The sequence below is a fragment of the Burkholderia sp. WP42 genome (assembly GCF_000745665.1).
GTDB lineage: Bacteria > Pseudomonadota > Gammaproteobacteria > Burkholderiales > Burkholderiaceae > Burkholderia > Burkholderia vietnamiensis.
Genome location: NZ_JQJT01000024.1, coordinates 107035 through 125322 on the forward strand (window position 1 = coordinate 107035; position 18288 = coordinate 125322).

At 70.0% G+C, this 18288-nt stretch carries 15 protein-coding genes; 5 read left to right on the top strand and 10 right to left on the bottom strand.

Going from position 1 to position 18288, the window contains the following annotated elements; all coding sequences use genetic code 11:
- Positions 1 to 7: 7 nt before the first annotated feature.
- The 4 genes from xdhC to EX20_RS16485 all read right to left on the bottom strand — a co-directional run bounded on the left by xdhC (position 8) and on the right by EX20_RS16485 (position 4300).
- Entirely contained in the window at positions 8 to 1018 is a 1011-nt protein-coding gene (gene xdhC / locus EX20_RS16470) for a xanthine dehydrogenase accessory protein XdhC (RefSeq protein WP_034194129.1), read from the bottom strand.
- A 555-nt stretch (positions 1019 to 1573) separates the two neighbouring features.
- The gene (locus EX20_RS16475; protein ID WP_011883773.1) at positions 1574 to 2086 is read right to left on the bottom strand and encodes a disulfide bond formation protein B; all 513 of its coding nucleotides are present in this window, start codon (positions 2084 to 2086) and stop codon (positions 1574 to 1576) included.
- Between the two features lie 149 nt (positions 2087 to 2235).
- A complete protein-coding gene (locus tag EX20_RS16480) occupies positions 2236 to 3612 on the bottom strand; it encodes an amidase (RefSeq protein ID WP_011883775.1) in 1377 nt (458 codons plus the stop codon).
- A 7-nt stretch (positions 3613 to 3619) separates the two neighbouring features.
- Positions 3620 to 4300, bottom strand: coding sequence for a GntR family transcriptional regulator (locus EX20_RS16485; RefSeq protein WP_034194130.1), 681 nt, complete (start codon positions 4298 to 4300; stop codon positions 3620 to 3622).
- A 268-nt stretch (positions 4301 to 4568) separates the two neighbouring features.
- On the opposite strand from EX20_RS16485, the gene EX20_RS16490 reads away from it, so the two are divergent.
- Both EX20_RS16490 and EX20_RS16495 read left to right on the top strand, forming a co-directional pair.
- On the top strand, positions 4569 to 5759 hold the full coding sequence (locus EX20_RS16490) for a gamma-glutamyl-gamma-aminobutyrate hydrolase (protein WP_011883779.1): 1191 nt from the start codon (positions 4569 to 4571) through the stop codon (positions 5757 to 5759).
- 113 nt (positions 5760 to 5872) lie between these two features.
- Positions 5873 to 6580 carry a DUF2968 domain-containing protein gene (locus tag EX20_RS16495; RefSeq protein WP_034194131.1) on the top strand — a complete coding sequence of 236 codons (708 nt, stop codon included), beginning with the start codon at positions 5873 to 5875 and terminating at the stop codon, positions 6578 to 6580.
- 79 nt (positions 6581 to 6659) lie between these two features.
- Here EX20_RS16495 and EX20_RS32905 read toward each other — a convergent pair whose 3' ends face one another.
- Positions 6660 to 6842 (bottom strand): hypothetical protein, encoded by a 183-nt coding sequence (locus tag EX20_RS32905; RefSeq protein WP_231572259.1) that lies wholly within the window; start codon positions 6840 to 6842, stop codon positions 6660 to 6662.
- A gap of 235 nt (positions 6843 to 7077) precedes the next feature.
- Here EX20_RS32905 and EX20_RS32910 point away from each other — a divergent pair, with 235 nt between their 5' ends.
- Together EX20_RS32910 and EX20_RS16505 are read left to right on the top strand one after the other, a co-directional pair.
- Positions 7078 to 7284, top strand: a complete 207-nt coding sequence (locus tag EX20_RS32910) for a hypothetical protein (RefSeq protein ID WP_230945386.1) — start codon at positions 7078 to 7080, stop codon at positions 7282 to 7284.
- 620 nt (positions 7285 to 7904) lie between these two features.
- On the top strand, positions 7905 to 9200 hold the full coding sequence (locus EX20_RS16505) for an MFS transporter (protein ID WP_034194132.1): 1296 nt from the start codon (positions 7905 to 7907) through the stop codon (positions 9198 to 9200).
- 72 nt (positions 9201 to 9272) lie between these two features.
- Here EX20_RS16505 and EX20_RS16510 read toward each other — a convergent pair whose 3' ends face one another.
- Positions 9273 to 11111: a tetratricopeptide repeat protein gene (locus EX20_RS16510; protein ID WP_404841956.1), complete on the bottom strand. Its 1839-nt coding sequence runs from the start codon at positions 11109 to 11111 to the stop codon at positions 9273 to 9275.
- 130 nt (positions 11112 to 11241) lie between these two features.
- Between EX20_RS16510 and EX20_RS16515 the strand changes: the two genes are divergently transcribed.
- Positions 11242 to 12909 carry an FAD-dependent monooxygenase gene (locus EX20_RS16515; RefSeq protein WP_011883788.1) on the top strand — a complete coding sequence of 556 codons (1668 nt, stop codon included), beginning with the start codon at positions 11242 to 11244 and terminating at the stop codon, positions 12907 to 12909.
- Positions 12910 to 12973: 64 nt separating this feature from the next.
- Here the strand turns inward: EX20_RS16515 and EX20_RS16520 are convergent, their stop codons facing one another.
- Genes EX20_RS16520 through EX20_RS16535 form a run of 4 tightly spaced genes read right to left on the bottom strand, consistent with a single transcriptional unit; the run spans position 12974 to position 18276 of the window.
- Positions 12974 to 13225, bottom strand: coding sequence for a formate dehydrogenase subunit delta (locus EX20_RS16520; RefSeq protein WP_034194134.1), 252 nt, complete (start codon positions 13223 to 13225; stop codon positions 12974 to 12976).
- Between the two features lie 7 nt (positions 13226 to 13232).
- A complete protein-coding gene (gene fdhF / locus EX20_RS16525; protein ID WP_034194135.1) occupies positions 13233 to 16184 on the bottom strand; it encodes a formate dehydrogenase subunit alpha in 2952 nt (983 codons plus the stop codon).
- 17 nt (positions 16185 to 16201) lie between these two features.
- On the bottom strand, positions 16202 to 17779 hold the full coding sequence (locus tag EX20_RS16530) for a formate dehydrogenase beta subunit (protein WP_034194136.1): 1578 nt from the start codon (positions 17777 to 17779) through the stop codon (positions 16202 to 16204).
- Positions 17776 to 18276 (bottom strand): NAD(P)H-dependent oxidoreductase subunit E, encoded by a 501-nt coding sequence (locus EX20_RS16535; protein WP_011883796.1) that lies wholly within the window; start codon positions 18274 to 18276, stop codon positions 17776 to 17778. The genes EX20_RS16530 and EX20_RS16535 overlap by 4 nt, the downstream gene beginning before the upstream one ends.
- Positions 18277 to 18288: the final 12 nt, after the last annotated feature.

The following is an 18288-nucleotide window of genomic DNA, read 5'->3' on the forward strand; positions in this document are numbered from 1 at the left end:
TGGTCGGTCAGAATGTTGGGGAAGCGTGCGCGGCCGCGTTCGCGTTCGCGTCGACGGCCTGCAGCAACTGCGCGGCCACCGCGATCGCGATCACTTCGGGCGCCTTGTCGACGATGCCTTCGACGCCGATCGGGCAGTGCATCCGGGCGAGCTGGGCCGGATCGATGCCGATCGCCGCGAGTCGATGATCGAACTGCGCGCGCTTGGTGCGCGAGCCGGTCATCCCGAAGTACGCATAGTCGGCGCGTCGCAGGATGCGCTCGGCCAGCACGAAATCGAGCGCGTGGTCGTGCGTCGTGACGATGAAGTACGCGTGCGGCGGCGCGGCGTCGACGGCGTCGGCCGGGCTGGCCAGCGCGTCGATCGCGAGATTGCCGATGCCGGCCAGTGTCGCGGCCGGCGGAAATGCCGCATCGGGCCCGTCGATCCAGCGCACCTGACACGGCAGCGTCGCGAGCACCTTGACGAGCGCGGCGCCGATCGGGCCGGCGCCGAACAGCACGACGGGGAACGCATGCGGCGCGATCGTTTCGGTCATCAGCGACACGCCGCCGGTTTCCCACAGCAGGCAATCGGCGCGGGCGCCGGGCGCCTCGGGCTCGCTCAGCAGCGGCGCACCTGGCGAGGGGCCGAATGATACGCTACGCACGGTCGCCGCGCCGGCCGCGACGCGCTTCGCGAGCGACATGATCCAGCCGAGATCGCCGACGTCGAGCCGCTCGAACGCGAGCACGACCGCACCGCCGCAGCACTGCCCGAGGCTCGGGCCGAGCGCGAGCCGCTCGAGCCGGCGCGCATGCGCGGTGTGCGCGCCGTCCTTCAGCAACTGCCTTGCGAGTTCGATCGCTTTCCATTCGAGGTGTCCGCCGCCGATCGTGTGGCGCGCGCCGTCGCGCGTGACGAGCATCTTGGTGCCGGCTTCGCGCGGCGCGGAGCCGTCGGTGTGCGCGACCGTCACGAGCACGACTGCTTCGCCGTGCGCGAGCAGTTGCTGCAGATCGCCGAGCCAGGCTTCCATCAGCACGCTCCGTTCGGGACGACACGGCGTGACGCGCGGCGCGTGTCGACCGGCGCGGCAAGCGGTGCGGACGAGAGCGGGGCGCGCCTGTCGCACGGCCGGTGCCGGTCGACGGCGCAGCATCGAATGCGCGTGGAAACGACGCCGCACGAGGTGCGGGCGCGATGAGGGTGACGGATGCGGATGGTGTGCGTTGTCATGATGAATCCAGTCGACATTGCGGATCGGGCGCGCGTTACGCAGGGGTGTGACCGCTTGGCCTCGCGCACGTAGATCGCCATCCAGTCGGGAAGATAACACCGCGACGCGCCGGCAACATGGCGGCGCGGTGATCCGGGCTATCAGACGGCGATCATGTCGATCATAGGCCGGCTGCGCACGGGCAGGGCGCCGAGGTGCGCGGCGCGGGCGGAAACGCGCGTGCAGAGGGGTTGCGCGAGCGAGCTGGGGAATCGGCGCGGGAGGCGTTGAGGGTTCGAGCGCGCAGGTGGAGCGGCGCCGCGCCGGCTGTCTCGCGCCCGATGGACGCGGCCGGTGCGGCTCGGCCGCGTCGCTTCAGCGTGCGAGTTTGCGGCGATGGCGCCAGAGGCTCGACACGGCGGCAATCAGCATCACCGCGAACGCGATCAGCGCCCAGCCCGGCAGCAGGATGCCGAAGATCGGCGGGTAGACCGTCTCGCACAGGCCCGCGACCTTGAACATGCCGGGGAACCATTGCGCGGGCGGCAGGCTGTCGACGATCGGCTGCAGCGTGTCGAAGCCGCAGCTGAAGCCCGGATTCAGCTGGATCGACAGATGCCGGGCCGCGGTGCCGACGCCGCCGGCCGCGGCGATCGCGATCAGCAGCTCGAGCACCCAGATGCCGCGCCAGTGGCGCATCCCTGCGGCAAGGAATGCGAAGATCCCGATCGCCGCGAAGAAGTAGCGCTGGATGATGCAGAGCGGGCACGGGTCTTCGTTCTTCACGTACTGCAGATAGAGCGCGCCGGCCAGCAGCGCGATGCACACCCAGCCGAGCAGCATCAGCAGGCGGCGTTCACGGCGGAGTGCGAGCGTGTAATCGTTCATGTCGGCGGGATTCCTGTCGTTGGTCGGTCCGATAAACAATCGCGCGATTTTAGCGCGAACGATCTGGCACGAAACTGACAGATCGTTCGCGGCGGCTCGTCGCCGACGTTGGGTCCGGCACGGCGTGCGCCGTCACGACCGTTGCGCGCTCACCGGATCGTGTTCAGCACGGCCTCGACGGCCTGGCCGATCGCGAGCAGCGCATCGTCGCGGTGCGGCGCGGCCGCGAGCATCAGCCCGACCGGCGCCGCGCCGCGCGGCTGGCACGGCAGCGACAGCGCGCATGCATCGAGGAAGTTGAACGCGGCGGGGTTGCGCAGGACCAGTGCGTTGGTGTGCGCGAACGCGGCGTCGTCGGCCTCGAGGTCGGCGATGCGCGGCGGCACGATCGGCACCGTCGGCGCGACGAGCGCGTCGAAGCGCGACCACACGGTGCGCGCCGCTTCGTCGAGCATCGCGGCGCGCGCGGCGAGCAGGTCGAGATAGTCGGCCGCGCTCGCCGGCTCGCCCTTCAGAATGCGCGCGAGCACGCGCGGGTCGTACCGGTCGCGGTGCTGCGCGAGCAGCGGGCGGTGCCAGGCGTATGCCTCGATCGGCGAGAAGCCGAACCGGTTGACGTCGGGCAGCGTGTCCAGCGCCGGAAAGCGCACGTCCGAGACGATCGCGCCGGCCGCTTCGAGATGCTTGAGCGACGCGTCGAGCGCCGCGGCGACGTCGGCGTCGACGCCGTCGGTCACATAGTTCGTCAGCACGCCGAGCCGCACGCCTTCGAGCGGACGCGCGGCCGGCACATGCGGCTCGAGGCCGGCCAGCACCCGGTCGACGAGCGCGCAGCAGGCCACCGTGAGCCCGATCGGGCCGAACGAGTCGAGCGTGGTCGACAGCGGTACGGCGCCGCCGGTCGGGATCCGGCTCGCGGTCGGCTTGAAGCCCGTGAGCCCGCACAGCGCGGCCGGGATGCGGATCGACCCGCCGGTGTCGGTGCCGAGCGCGACGGCCGCCATCCCGTCGGCCACGGAGGCCGCCGCGCCGGACGACGAGCCGCCGGCGATCCGCGCGTCGCCCGGGACGTCGCGGCGGTACGGCGAGCGCGGCGTGCCGAAATGCGGGTTCAGGCCGAGGCCGGAAAACGCGAATTCGCTCATGTTGGTGCGGCCCACCAGCACCGCGCCGGCCCGCCTGAGCCGCGCGACGGCGGCCGCATCGGCCTGCGCGGGCGGCGCGCCGTCGAGCACGCGCGAGCCGGCGCGGGTCACCTGGCCCGCGACGTCGAACAGATCCTTCACCGACACCGGGATGCCGGCGAGCGGCGACAGCACGGTGCCCGCGGCGCGCAGCCGGTCGTGCGCGTCGGCGGCCGTGCGCGCGTGGTCGGCATCGACTTCGGTGAACACGACGGCGCCCTGGCCCGACGGGTCGGCGATCCGCTCGAGCGCGATGTCGACGAGCGCGCGGCTGGTGGTCCTGCCGGCGGCGAGATCGTCGGCAAGCTGGGCGAGCGGGGGAAACGGCGTGAAGGTGGTCATGGGCGGCTCAGGGACGAAGATGTTGGACAAGCGTGGCGCGAAACGAATCGATGTGGTGCTCGACGGCCGCACGCGCGCCCGCGGCATCGCGCGCGGACAGGCGCTCGAACAGTTCGCGGTGTTCGCGCTGGACGGCCGACAGATGCTGCGGCTGCGACAGCGTGACGAACCAGAAGCGCAGCGAGCGCTCGTGCAGCGCGCGCAGGATTTCCGCGAGCACGCTGTTGCGCGCGGCGGCGGCGATCGTCTGATGGAACGCGCGGTCGAGCTCCATCATCCGTTCGACATCGTGCGTGTCGACGCACGCCTGTCCGTCGGCGAGCAGCGCGGCGAGGCAGGCGAGATCGTCGGGCGTCGCATGGCGGGCGGCGAGTTCGACGCAATGCGCTTCGTTGATGCGCCGCACGTCGACCACCGCGACGATTTCGTCGAGCGACAGCGGCTGCACCAGCAGCCCCTTGCGCGGCCTTACCGACAGCAGCCCCTCGAGCACCAGCCGGTGCACGGCCTGATGGACGGGCGTGCGGCCGATGCCGGTGCGGGCGACGAGTTCGGCTTCGTTCAGCGCGGCACCGGGCGGCAGGCGCATCGTGACGATGTCCCGCTGGATCAGCGCATATGCGCGCTCGGCGAGGCTGGCGGCCGGTGGCGCGGATCTGCCGCGGCCGGCGTCGGGTACGGTGTTCATGCGAGGGCAGCGTTGATCGGCGGGGCGGACGCGGTCATCGCGTGGGCCGCCGACGGCGAGGACGATCGGTGGATAGTATTGTGATATATCACTGCTGTCCACCGTGCCGGGACGGTGGCGAAGGCGGGCGCTTCGCGGGTTCTGCGCGGAATGCGACGACTTGCAACAGTATCGACAGGATGTTGCTGGTTTACCGCGCGATCGTACGCTGACGCATAATGAATCCTCGTCAATCCAATACGCGCGAGCGACGTACCAGACCATCGTCATGAGCGAAACCACGCCTTCCCCGGCCGGTCTGCCCGGCACCTTTTCCGCTTCCCCCGATTCCCGCCGTTCCGAGCCGCCGCGAGCAGCCGATGTTCCCGCCGCTCCCGCTGCCCAGGCCGCTGCCGCCCACGACGTTGCCGACGACGGCGCCTCGCCCGTGACGGCTGCGTCTGAGCCGGGTGCCGCCGGCACGCCGGGCGCCGCTGGCGAAGCGGCGCCGCCGAAGCCCGGCGCGGCGCCGCCCGGTTTCGGCGCGCAGCCGGATTTCGACACGCCGCGGCCGCCGCCCGCGAGCGCGCAGAACGCGCCGCCCGCCTACCTGAAACAAAGCGACACGCCGTGGTCGGTGGTCGGCCGGATCATCGCGGCGCGCGCGCGGCGGCTGTTCGACCGCGCCGGCCAGCGCATCACGCAGCGCACGCTGCGCATCGGCGTGTCGGCGCGGATCTTCCATCCCGAGCCGGGCGCCAAGGGATTGCGCGGCAAGACACTGCAGTATCTCGAGGAATCGATCGCGCATTGGGTGATGTCGCGCGACGTGCTGGTGTTCATGATTCCGACCGTCGGTCATCAGGGCATGCTGCACCCGAGCAACATCCGCCTGCGCGACTATGCGAAGCATCTCGACGGCCTGCTGCTGCAAGGCGGCGCCGACGTGTCGCCGCAAACCTACGCGGCGTCCGATGCGCGCCCCGAATGGCCGGGCGACCGCGTGCGCGACATGTACGAGCTCGAGCTGTTCCACGAGTTCGTCGAGTCCGGCAAGCCGGTGCTCGGCGTATGCCGCGGCTGCCAGCTGATCAACGTGGCGTTCGGCGGGTCGCTGTATCAGGACATCGCCAGCGACGTGCCGACCGCGAACGCGCACGTGAGCGAGCATTACGACCAGCATCGGCACGCGATCCGCTTTCCCGATTCGTCGACGCTCGCGAGCATGTTTCCCGGGCGCAGCGAGGCGATCGTCAATTCGATCCACCATCAGGCGATCCGCGATCTCGGCCGCGACCTGAGCATCGAGGCCGTGTCGGCCGGCGACGGCATCATCGAGGGCATCCGCTATCGGCGTGCGCCGTTCGTCGTCGGCGTGCAGTGGCACCCGGAGTTTCATCGCGCGGGCGGCGCCGAGCTGCTCGACTGTACGCCGCTGCTCGACGCGTTTCTGCGCGCCGCACGCGATACCCGCCTGTAAGCCCGCGTCGGGATGGCCGGCAGCAAGCCGGCCGCGGGACGATCAATTCGAGATGCGGCCGTCCGGTTTTGCACGATAATCGCGAGTCCCGATTCGTTCGCCGGAGTCTGACGTTGGCCTCTCGAGATTTTTCCCCTGCGCGTTGCGCCACGTGGGTCGTTGCAATCGCCGCTTGCGCGTACGCCGGTGCGGCGTGGTCCGACGATGCGGGCGCGCCCGTCGCCGGCACGCGCCCGGCGGTGACGAGCCTGAGCGGCGACGCGGCCTCCGCCGGACCGGCCACGTCGCCCACGGCGGCGGCCGATGCGACCGCGCAAGGCAACGTCGCCGAACTCACGCAATTGCTGCACGACGGGCGAATGGTCGAGATGCGCACGACCTACAACGGCAGCTATGGCGCGAGCCTGATGTTCGATCCGCGCGAGATGACCTACTACGTCGCGCTGTTTCAGGACAAGCAGCTGTGGCGCGTGATCAAGTCGCAGGACAAGAGCCGCGCGCAGATGGTGTACGAGAACTTCGTCCAGCAGACGGCGCAGCTCGCGGACGTTGAACTGCGCCGCACCGAACTGCAGGCGCAGAAGGCGTTCCTCGAGCGCGTGATCGCGCTGCAGGCGAATCGCGCGCAGCAACTGCAGGCCGATCTGAGCATCGCGCGCAGCCAGCAGGCAGAGGTCGCGCAGCGGCAACGCTCGGCACGCGAACAGGCGCAGGCGCTGCAGGTGGAGAAGCGCGCGGCGCAGTTGCAGTTGCGCGATCTGCAGGAGCAGGTACGGCAACTCGAGCGGCAGGCTGAGATGGGGTTGCCCGCGCACAAGTGACGACGTGGCGGTCCGTGGATCGACGTATCAACGAAACCCGGCGAAGCATGCTTCGCCGGGTTTTTTGTTTGCGGGTCAGTCAGCGGGTGTACCGGTCGGGTGCGTCGGTCAGGCGGCGGTGCGACAACCGGGCGGTCCAGTCGAAACCGGTGGCGGGCATCGTGGCCCGACGCGCGGGGAGTTCCGCCTGCAACGCATCGGCCAGCGCGATCAGCGTGAGCAGATCGTCGGCTGCATCGTGCGATGCGTCGGGATGGGGCAAGCGGTGCGGGTGGTCGAGCGATGCCGTCTGCGACGTGCGGCCTGTGATCGGCCATGCGGCCGCAGGTCGCGTAGTGGCCGACGCGTAGCGTGGCGCAGATAGCGTGCGCACGATGTTCGATCGATGCGGCGGCGTGTCCGCTGCCGCGACCGACGCGAGCGGCGATGGTGCGGGCGCGGTGGCCGCGGCGCGCTGCTTCCGATGATGTCGGCACGGGCTGCGCTGCGGCGCGCGGATGAGCCGGGACGACGACCGAGGCATTCGGCGCGATCGGCTCGGTCGTCGCGACGCGCACGGCAGCCGCCGCTGGCGCGGCGTGGGGCTGCATGACGGCGGCGTGCTCACGTGCGGGCTCCGGCGCGAAACGCGGGAACGGTTCATGCGTGGCGATCAACGCGCCGATGATGCCGAGCGCGCCGATGCTCCAGCACGCGGCGTGTAACGCCCGCCGATCGCGCGGGCGTCCGGCAGTACGAACGATGGACCGATCGGCGGTGGGAGCGACAGACGGCGGCTCAACGGTCAGCGGTAGCCAGCGGCACGCGCGATGCGGCGCGTCGATGTCGACGCATGAGGTCGTCAGCGTGGCGACGCAGCGCGTGCGGCGTCCGGCGCCGGACGCGGGACGGAACGTCCATTCGCGGCCGAACGACGGCACGCCGCCGAGCGGCGCGACGCGGGGGAGGGCGAGTTTGCCTTCGACGGGAACGGCGGGCGGCTGGATCATGGACGGATACGCATTGCGAAGCGACCACCGCGCCGGACCGGGCGCGGATCGCCGCGCAAATCCTGACATTGTGGTGAGCCGATCGCGATCGGTCGATCAGACCGATCTGATTTTGGCGTGCCGACCGCCCCGTCTGGTACGACCCGTACGCAGCGACGCATGCCGCACGGCCGGCACCGCGGGCACAAGGCAATTGTCGGCTTCGCATGGCATTATTTTCAGACCACGCCGGCGAGGTCCGTGCGCGCCGGGCCGGTGCGTCACCCATCGCGGCCTTGCCACATCGCTGCATCGCCACGGCGCGAACGCCGCCCCATTCGAGTCGAGAGAAAAACATGTCCACCACCACGCCTGCCGTCGCGACGGAATCGAAGGTCCGCACCGTATTCCGCGTCGTCAGCGGCAACTTCCTCGAAATGTACGACTTCATGGTCTACGGCTATTACGCGTCGGCCATCGCCAAAACGTACTTCCCGAGCGGCAACGCGTTCGCATCGCTGATGCTGTCGCTGTCGGTGTTCGGCGCGGGCTTTCTGATGCGGCCCGTCGGCGCGATCGTGCTCGGCGCATATATCGACCATCACGGCCGCCGCAAGGGGCTGATCCTGACGCTGGGGCTGATGGCGCTCGGCACGCTGACGGTGGCCGCGGTCCCCGGCTACGCGACGATCGGCGTGCTCGCGCCGGCGCTCGTGCTGCTCGGCCGGTTGCTGCAGGGCTTTTCGGCGGGCGTCGAGCTCGGCGGCGTGTCGGTCTATCTGTCGGAGATCGCGACGAAGGGGCACAAGGGCTTCTATACGTCGTGGCAATCGGGTAGCCAGCAGGTGGCGGTCGTGTTCGCCGCGTTCGTCGGCGTGCTGCTGAACCGTATGCTGCCCGCCGACCAGATGACGGCATGGGGCTGGCGTATTCCGTTTCTGATCGGCTGCCTGATCGTGCCGTTCCTGTTCCTGATCCGGCGCTCGCTGAAGGAAACCGACGAATTCCTCGCCAAGCATCATCGTCCGACGATGGGGGAGATCATGCGCTCGATGCTCGAGAACTGGGGCGTCGTGATCGCCGGGATGGGGATGGTGATCATGACGACGGTGTCGTTCTACATGATCACCGCGTACACGCCGACCTTCGGCAAGGAAGTGCTGCACCTGTCGTCGCTCGATGCGCTCGTCGTCACCGTGTGCGTCGGCCTGTCCAATCTCGTATGGCTGCCGTTGTCGGGCGCGCTGTCGGACCGCGTCGGCCGCCGCCCGGTGCTGATCGCGTTCACGCTGCTCACGCTGCTGTCGGCCTATCCGGCCGTGCAGTGGCTCGTGGGGGAACCGTCGTTCCTGCGGCTGCTCGCGGTCGAGCTGTGGCTGTCGTTCCTGTACGGCTCGTACAACGGCGCGATGGTCGTCGCGCTCACCGAAGTGATGCCGGCCGACGTGCGTACCGCCGGCTTCTCGCTCGCATACAGCCTCGCGACGACGATCGGCGGCTTCACGCCGGCGATCTCGACGCTGCTGATCCACGAGACCGGCAACAAGGCCGCGCCGGGCCTGTGGTTGAGCGTCGCCGCGATTTGCGGGCTGATCGCGACGCTCGTGCTGTACCGCACGCCGGAGGCGCGCAACCAGTACAAGGCGGCCTGATGCCTCGCGTGTGACACGCCGAACGAACAACGGAGCGCCTCGCCGCTCCGTTTTTTCTGTGAGCCTCGGCCGTCAGGCCGCGCGTAGCGCGTCGGCGACTTTCGCCGCGACGTCGAGCCATTGCCCCGGCGCAGGCTGGCGGACGAGCCGTGCATGCGCGTACCACGGACAGTCGTCGCCGGTGAACCAGCGCCAGTCGGCCGCGAAAGGCAGCATCACCCACAGCGGCTTGCCGAGCGCGCCCGCGAGATGGGCGACGGCCGTGTCGATCGTGACGACGCCGTCGAGCCGCTCGATCAACGCCGCCGTATCGCCGAAGTCGTTCAGCCGGCCGTCGAGGTGATGCACGCGCGGATGCGCGTCGACGCGCGCGCGCTCGTCGGCGTCCAGGGCGGGCTGCAGCACGATCCAGTCGATGTCGGGCAGCGCGAGCAGCGGCGCGAGCGCATCGAACGGCATCGAGCGGTTTTCCTGCGCCTGTCGGCGCCCGGACCATGCGAGCCCGAACTTGCGCCTCGACTGCCCGCCGAGCGAGCCGCGAAAGCGTCGGCGCGCGCTGTCCGGCGCGTCGAGATAGCGCGCGCCCGCGGCGATGTCGCCCGGTTGCAGGCCGAGCAGGAACGGCAAGCTCATCAGCGTGCATCCGAGGTCCGCAGCGGGCGTTTTCGCGGCGTCCTGCGCGACCAGCGTGACGCGCCAGCGCGCGGCGGCAGGGGCGAGCAGCGCGACGAGCTCGCGCTGCACTTCGAGCACGACGCGCGCGCAGCGCGCGCGGGCGAGCGGTACGAAGCGGACGAACTGCAGCGTGTCGCCGAAACCCTGCTCGGCGCGAATCAGCAGCGTACGCGACGCGATCGGCTCGCCTTGCCAGCGCGGCAGCGTGCCGAGCGGCGTTGCGCCGGGCGTGTCGTGACGCGCTTCGTAGGCGGGCAGCCCGCGCGTGAAGTCGCCGAGCGTGAGCAGCGTGACGGCGCGGTGCAGCCGTGCGAGCGTGAGGTCAGGCGCGACGCGCAGCGCCTGGTCGAACGCGCGCAGCGCCATCTCGTGCGCGCCGAGCGCGTGATGCGCGTTGCCGAGGTTCAGCCACGCGAGGCTGAACGACGGATCGAGGCCGACCGCGCGCTCGTAACAGGGCAGCGCGTCGCGGTGGCGGCCCTGCGCGCTCAGTGCGTTCGCGAGCCCGAACAGGGCGAGCGGAAACGGCGGGTGCAGCGCGAGGGCCGCTTCGAATGCGGCGGCGGCCTCGGCATGGCGGCCGAGCGCTTCGAACGTGTTGCCGAGGTTGAAATGCGCGGCCACGAAGCGCGGCTCGGCGGCGAGCGCGGCCTGGAAGTGCGCGATCGCGTCGTTTGCGCGCCCCATCGCGTTCAGCGCCATCGCGAGATTGTTGTGCGCGCCGGCGTGTCCGGGGCGCAGCTCGAGTGCGCGATGGAATGCGGCGAGCGCGTCGTCGTGCCGGCCGAGCGCATTCAGCGCGTTGCCGAGATTGTTGTGGATCGAGGCGTCGTCGGGCGTGAGCCGCAGCGCGCGGCCGAACGCGTCGACCGCATCCTCGTGGCGCTGCAGCGCCGCATACGCATTGCCGAGGTTGTAGTGCGCGAGCGGAAATTCGGGCGCGAGCGTCAGCGCGTTGCGAAAGCGGTCGATCGCCTCGTCGAGCCGGCCGAGCGCCTTCAGCGCGTTGCCCAGGTTGAGCTGCAGCGCGGCGTCGCCCGGGCGCAACTCGACGGCGCGGCCGACGAGGTCGGCCGCTTCGGCATGCTGCCCCTGCTGATGCCGCAGCACGCCAAACAGATGGAGCGCGTCGGCATCGGCGGGATTGGTGGCGAGCGCGGCGCGATAGCCGTGCTCGGCCTCGGCGAGGCGGCCCGCGCGGTGCGCGGCATACGCTCGGTCGAATGCGGAATCCATGACGCTAGAACTGACGGAAAGCGCGTATTTTCCCACACTGCGCATGGCGGCCCCAGATCGGCCGATTGGCATATGGCCCCGTCACGCGGAGCGGCGTAGACTGGCAGGGTCGCGTGTCATCGAGGGTCTCATGGCTGACACACTGCTCGATATTCCACCCGTGCTGATCGTCGGCGCGGGTCCCACCGGCCTCGCCGCGGCGATGAGCCTCGCGCGTGCCCGCGTGCCGGTGCGCATCATCGACCGCCTCGCGGTGCCCGCCGCGCATTCCCGCGCGATCGGCATCCAGGCGCGCACGCTCGAGCTGCTCGAGCAGCATCGTGCGGTCGAACCGTTCCTCGCGCTCGGCCACCGGGTGCATGCGGCCGCGCTGCATGCCGATGGCCGCGTGATCGCACGGCTCGATTTCGACCCGCTGCACACGAGCTATCCGTACCTGCTGCTGCTCGACCAGAGCGTCACCGAGCGCTTGCTCACCGAGCATCTCGCCGGCTTCGGCGTGACGGTCGAGCGCGGCGTCACGCTCGTCGCATGCGAGGCCGACGGCACGTCGCTCGACGTGACGCTGCGCGGCGCCGACGGCCGCGAAGCGCGCTGCGCGCCGTCCTACCTGATCGCCGCCGACGGCGCCCACAGCACGGTGCGGCGTCTGCTGCGCGTGGGCTTCGCGGGGCGTGCGTTCGAGCAGACGTTCCTGCTCGCCGATTTCGCCGCGATTCCCGACTGGTCCGACGAAGAGATCCACCTGTTTACGACGCCCGACGGCATTGCCGGCCTGTTCCCGATGGGCGGCGGCCGCTACCGGCTCGTGGCCGATCGCCCGCCCGGCGGCGACCCGTCGCCCGACGCACCGGCACCGTCGCTCGACGAGTGCGACGCGATCGTGCGCGCGCGGATGGGTATATCGATCGCGCCGAGCGACCTCACGTGGTCGTCGTACTTTCATCTGCACAGCAGGATGGTCGAGCGGCTACGCCACGGCCGCGTGTTTTTCGCGGGCGATGCCGCGCACATTCACAGCCCGGCCGGTGCGCAGGGGATGAATACGGGGATGCAGGAAGCGTTCAATCTCGGCTGGAAGCTCGCGCGCGTGCTCGCCGCCGGCACGCCCGAGCGGCTGCTCGACACCTATCACGCGGAGCGCCATCCGATCGAGCGCGACGTGTTGCGGCAGACCGGTTTCATCACGCAGATGGTCGAAGCCGACCACGGCGCGGTCAAGCTGCTGCGCGATCACGTCGTGCCGCTGCTCGCGTCGTTCGGGCCGGTGCGCGACGCGGTGCGCCGCTCGTTCAGCGAGCTGGGCGTCCAGTACCGGAAAAGCCCGCTCACGCTCGAGCGCGTGCTCGACGGCGGGCCGCGGGCGGGCGAGCGTGCGCCCGATGCGCTCGTGCATGTGATCGACGGGCCGCTCGGCCGCGCGCCGGGGACCGCGCGGCTCTACGACCTGCACGATCCGGCTAGCTTTACGCTGCTGTTGCTCGAGGAGCCGCCCGGTATGGACATGGCAGATGTCGACGTCGACGCCGGCGCAGTGCGGCCGCCGTCGGCGGATGCACAGGCGCTCGCGCAGGGATTGGAGCGGATCATGCCGGGCGCCGTGCGTGCGTGGCGCATCGCCGATGCCGAAGCCGACGGCGCGGACGCGCTCGCGCAAGCGTACGGTCGCTCGCGGCCGTCGTTCTATCTGTTGCGCCCCGACGGCTACATCGCGGCGCGCGGGCGCACCGCCACCGACGCGAACGCGCTGCTGCGCCATTGCGAAAGCTGGTTCGCGGGCATGCCGCAGCCCGCGTAGCGACGCGCGTCAGACCTGCGTCAAACGCGCGTCATGGTTGCGTAACGGGCGCGTAGCACGTCCGTCACGCGTGAGCGTCTGCCGGCACGAGCGACGCGCGATGCGCGGCGATCGCGTCGCGCACGATCGGCGCGGCGCGGCGTCCGGCTTCGCTCGACGGATCGTCGAGCGCGGCGAGTAGCGCGCGGCGCATCCGCGGTTCCCAGAAGCGCCGGATATGGTCGGCGATCCCGGTCAGCGCTTCGTCGCGATCGGGCATCGACTCGAAAAAGGCGCCGATCTGGTTCGCCATCTCGATCAGGTGTGCGTGGTCCATGGCGTCCTCACTTGCCCGTCGTCGCAACGCCCGGCGCGCTGGCGCGGCGCTCGTGCAGCTCGAGCTGCTCCGAGTTGAAGCGCGCGTACGAGCGTTGCCAGTCGGACGGCTGCGCGACCGGCATCACCTGCACGGCCGTGACCTTGTATTCCGGGCAGTTCGTCGCCCAGTCGGAACTGTCGGTCGTGATCACGTTCGCGCCAGATTCGGGGAAGTGGAACGTCGTGTAGACCACGCCAGGCTGCATGCGATCGGACACGAGCGCACGCAGCACCGTCTGGCCCGCACGCGACTCGATGCCGACCCAGTCGCCGCTGTGGATCCCGCGGTCCTCCGCGTCGTGCGGATGGATCTCCAGGCGGTCCTCTTCGTGCCACTGCACGTTCTCGGTCCGGCGCGTCTGCGCGCCGACGTTGTATTGCGACAGGATGCGCCCGGTAGTCAGGATCAGCGGATAGCGCTGCGTGACCTTCTCCGGCGTCGGGATGAACTGCGTGATCACGAAGCGGCCCTTGCCGCGCACGAAGGCGTCGATGTGCATCGTCGGCGTGCCTTCCGGCGCCTCGTCGTTGCAAGGCCACTGGATGCTGCCGAGCGCGTCGAGCTTCTCGTACGACACGCCGGAGAAAGTCGGCGTGAGCCGCGCGATCTCGTCCATGATTTCCGACGGGTGCGTGTAGTGCATGTCGTAGCCGAGCGCCTGCGACAGCATCAGCGTCACTTCCCAGTCCGCGTAGCCGGCGAGCGGCGGCATCACCTTGCGCACGCGCGAGATGCGCCGCTCCGCGTTCGTGAACGTGCCGTCCTTCTCGAGGAACGTCGAGCCCGGCAGCAGCACGTGCGCGTATTTGGCCGTCTCGTTCAGGAAGATGTCCTGCACGACGATGCATTCCATCGCCGACAGCGCGGCCGCGACGTGCTGCGTGTTCGGGTCCGACTGGACGATGTCCTCGCCCTGGCAATAGAGCCCCTTGAAGCTGCCGTCGAGCGCCGCGTCGAACATGTTCGGAATGCGCAGCCCCGGTTCCGGCTGCAGCGTGGCCGACCATGCGTACTCGAACTGGCTGCGCACGCTCGCGTCGCCGATGTGGCGGTAACCGGGCAGCTCGTGCGGAAACGAGCCCATGTCGCACGAGCCCTGCACGTTGTTCTGGCCGCGCAGCGGATTGACGCCCACGCCTTCGCGGCCGATGTTGCCGGTCGCCATCGCGAGGTTCGCAATGCCCATCACCGTCGTCGAGCCTTGCGCATGTTCGGTCACGCCGAGACCGTAGTAGATCGCCGCGTTGCCGCCGGTGGCATAAAGGCGCGCGGCTTCGCGCACCTGTTCGGCCGGCACGCCGGTCACTTCGGCGGTCGCCTCCGGCGAGTTCTCCGCGCGCGACACGAAGTCGCGCCATTGCTCGAACGCGCGCGTGTCGCAGCGCTCGGCGACGAACGCGTCCGCGACCAGCCCTTCGGTGACGATCACGTGCGCGAGCGCATTGATCATCGCGACGTTCGTGCCGGGGCGCAGCTGCAGGTGGTGCGTCGCCTTCACGTGCGGGCCGTCGACCACGTCGATGCGGCGCGGGTCGATCACGATCAGCTTTGCGCCTTCGCGCACGCGCCGCTTCAGCCGCGAGCCGAACACCGGATGGCCGTCGGTCGGGTTGGCGCCCATCACGACGATCACGTCGGCTTGGCCGATCGATGCGAAGGTCTGCGTGCCGGCCGATTCGCCGAGCGTCGTCTTCAGGCCATAGCCGGTCGGCGAATGGCACACGCGCGCGCAGGTGTCGACGTTGTTGTTGCCGAACGCCGCGCGCACCAGCTTCTGCACGAGGTAGGTTTCCTCGTTCGTGCAGCGCGACGACGTGATGCCGCCGATCGAATCGCGGCCGTACTTCTGCTGCAGCTTGCGGAATTGCGTCGCCGCGTAGGTGAGCGCCTCTTCCCAGCTGACTTCGCGCCACGGGTCGGTGATCTTCTCGCGGATCATCGGCTTCGTGATGCGGTCCTTGTGCGTCGCATAGCCCCACGCGAAGCGGCCCTTCACGCATGCGTGGCCTTCGTTTGCGAGGCCGTTCTTGTGCGGCGTCATCCGCACGACCTGCGTGCCCTTCATCTCCGCCTTGAGCGAGCAGCCGACGCCGCAGTATGCGCAGGTGGTGACCACCGAGTGTTCGGCCTGGCCGAGCTGCACGACGCTCTTCTCCTGCAGCGTGGCGGTCGGGCACGCTGCGACGCACGCGCCGCACGACACGCATTCCGACGCCATGAACGATTCGCTTGCGCCGGCGGCGACGCGCGACTCGAAGCCGCGTGCGGCGATCGTCAGCGCGAACGTGCCCTGCGTCTCCTCGCAGGCGCGCACGCAGCGGTTGCAGACGATGCACTTCGACGGGTCGTACGTGAAGTACGGATTCGACTCGTCCTTCCGGTCGCGCAGGTGATTCGCGCCGTCGAAGCCGTAACGCACTTCGCGCAGCCCGACGACGCCCGCCATGTCCTGCAGTTCGCAGTCGCCGTTGGCCGGGCAGGTGAGGCAGTCGAGCGGATGGTCGGAGATGTACAGCTCCATCACGTTGCGGCGCAGCTTCTGCAGCCGGTCCGATTGCGTGCGTACCTTCATCCCGGCCTCGGCGGGCGTCGTGCACGACGCCGGATAGCCGCGCCGGCCTTCGATCTCCACCAGGCACAGCCGGCACGAGCCGAACGGCTCGAGCGAATCGGTCGCGCACAGCTTCGGTACGTTGACGCCGGCTTCGATCGCGGCGCGCATCACCGACGTGCCGGCCGGCACCGTGACCGCCTGACCGTCGATTTCGAGCGTGACGTCGGTGTCGGCATGGCGTTGCGGCGTGCCATAGTCGGTTTCGTCGAACGGATCGCGCGCGCGCGCCGCTGCGGCGCTCTTGCACGCGCATTGGCCCGAGCCGCAGCCGCCTTGGCGGACGTTCTGAGTGTCGAGGGACATGCAGGGCTCCTTCTGGGTCAGGCCGCAGCCTTGACCGGACCCGACGCGGCCGGCTGGCCGGCGGCGAGCCCGAAATCTTCGGGGAAATGGTCGAGCGCGGACAGCACCGGATACGGCGTCATCCCGCCCATCGCGCACAGCGAGCCTGCGAGCATCGTGTCGCAGAGGTCGCGCAGCAGCGTGATCTGCCGTTCGGACGTATCGCCGTTGCGGATCCGCGCGATCGTCTCCACGCCGCGCGTCGAGCCGATCCGGCACGGCGTGCACTTGCCGCACGATTCGATCGCGCAGAACTTCATCGCGTACTCGGCGAGTTCCGCGAGATTCGACGTGTCGTCGTGCAGCACGATGCCGCCGTGACCGACGACCGCGCCGATCGCCGCGTACGCCTCGTAGTCGAGCGGCACGTCCCACTGATGCTCGGGCAGGTAGGTGCCGAGCGGGCCGCCGACCTGCGCGGCGCGCGCGGGCCGGCCGCTCGCCGTGCCGCCGCCGTAATCGAACAGCAGCTCGCGCAGCGTGACGCCGAACGCCAGCTCGACGAGGCCGCCGTGACGGATGTTGCCCGCGAGCTGTAACGGCAGCGTGCCGCGCGAGCGGCCCATTCCGTAGTCGCGATAGAACGCCGCGCCGCGCGCGAAGATCACCGGCGCGGTGGCGAGCGTGATGACGTTGTTGATCACGGTCGGCTTACCGTACAGACCGGCGAGCGCGGGCAGCGGCGGCTTCGCGCGCACCACGCCGCGCTTGCCTTCGAGCGATTCGAGCAGCGCCGTTTCCTCGCCGCACACGTACGAGCCGGCGCCTTTCGCGACGTGCAGGTCGAACGCGTGCGCGGAGCCGAGCACGTGCGCACCGAGCCAGCCGGCTTCGCGGGCGCGCTCGAGCGCTGTTTCGAGCGTCGCGATCGCGTGCGGGTACTCGCTGCGCACGTAGATGTAGCCGAGCGTCGCGCCCGTCGCGATGCCCGCGATGATCATCCCTTCGATCAGGCAATACGGGTCGCTTTCCATGATCAGACGATCGGAGAACGTGCCCGAGTCGCCTTCGTCCGCGTTGCAGACGATGTACTTCTGCGTCGCGGCCGCCTGCCGGACGGTGCGCCACTTGATGCCGGCCGGAAAGGCCGCGCCGCCGCGGCCGCGCAGCCCCGATTCGATCAGCGTGTCGCACGCGGCATCGCCATCCATCGCGAGCGCGTTCTTCAAGCCGGCGAGGCCGTCGTGCGCGAGGTAGTCGTCGATCGACAGCGGATCGGTCAGGCCGATGCGGGCGAACGTGAGGCGCTGCTGGCGCGCGAGATACGGCAGTGCGTCGACGAGGCCGACGCCGCTCGGATGCGCGCCGCCGTCGAGCCAGTTCGCATTGAACAGCGCGGGCACGTCGGTCGCCGACAGGTTCGCGTAGCCGACGCGTCCGGCAGGCGTGCCGACTTCGACCAGCGGCTCGAGCCACAGCAAGCCGCGCGAGCCGTTGCGAATCAGCTCGATGTCGATGCCGCGCTGCTGCGCGTGCGCGACGATCGCGGCGGCCAGCGCGTCGGCGCCGAGTGCGAGCGCGGACGAATCGCGCGGCACGTAGATGCGGGTCGTCATGCGGCCTCCGGCGTGTGGGCGGCGGCCTGCGCGAGCAGCGCGTCGAATTTCTCCGGCGTGACCTTCGCGTGCAGCACGCCGTTGATCGTCATCGACGGCGACTGCGCGCACAGCCCGAGGCAGTACACCGATTCGAGGGCGACGTCGGGCGGCGCGTGTGGGTCGGCAGCATCGCCGTGCGCCGCGTCGAACCGGCAACCGGTGCGCGCCTGCGCATGCTCGGCCAGCGCTTCGCAACCCATGCTGCGGCACGCTTCGGCGCGGCACATCTGGATCGTCACGCGGGCGGGCGGCGCGGTGCGGAAGTGGTGATAGTAGGTGAGCACGCCATGCACTTCGGCGCGCGACAAGTTGAGCGCCTTCGCCAGCGGCGCGACGCAGCCGGCCGGCACGTAGCCCGCATCGTCCTGGATCGCATGCAGGATCGCGACGAGCGAGCGGCCGGCGCGCGCGTGACGCTCGACCAGCGCGTCGGGCGCAGGGGAATTCGGGGACATCGCTTGTGCTCC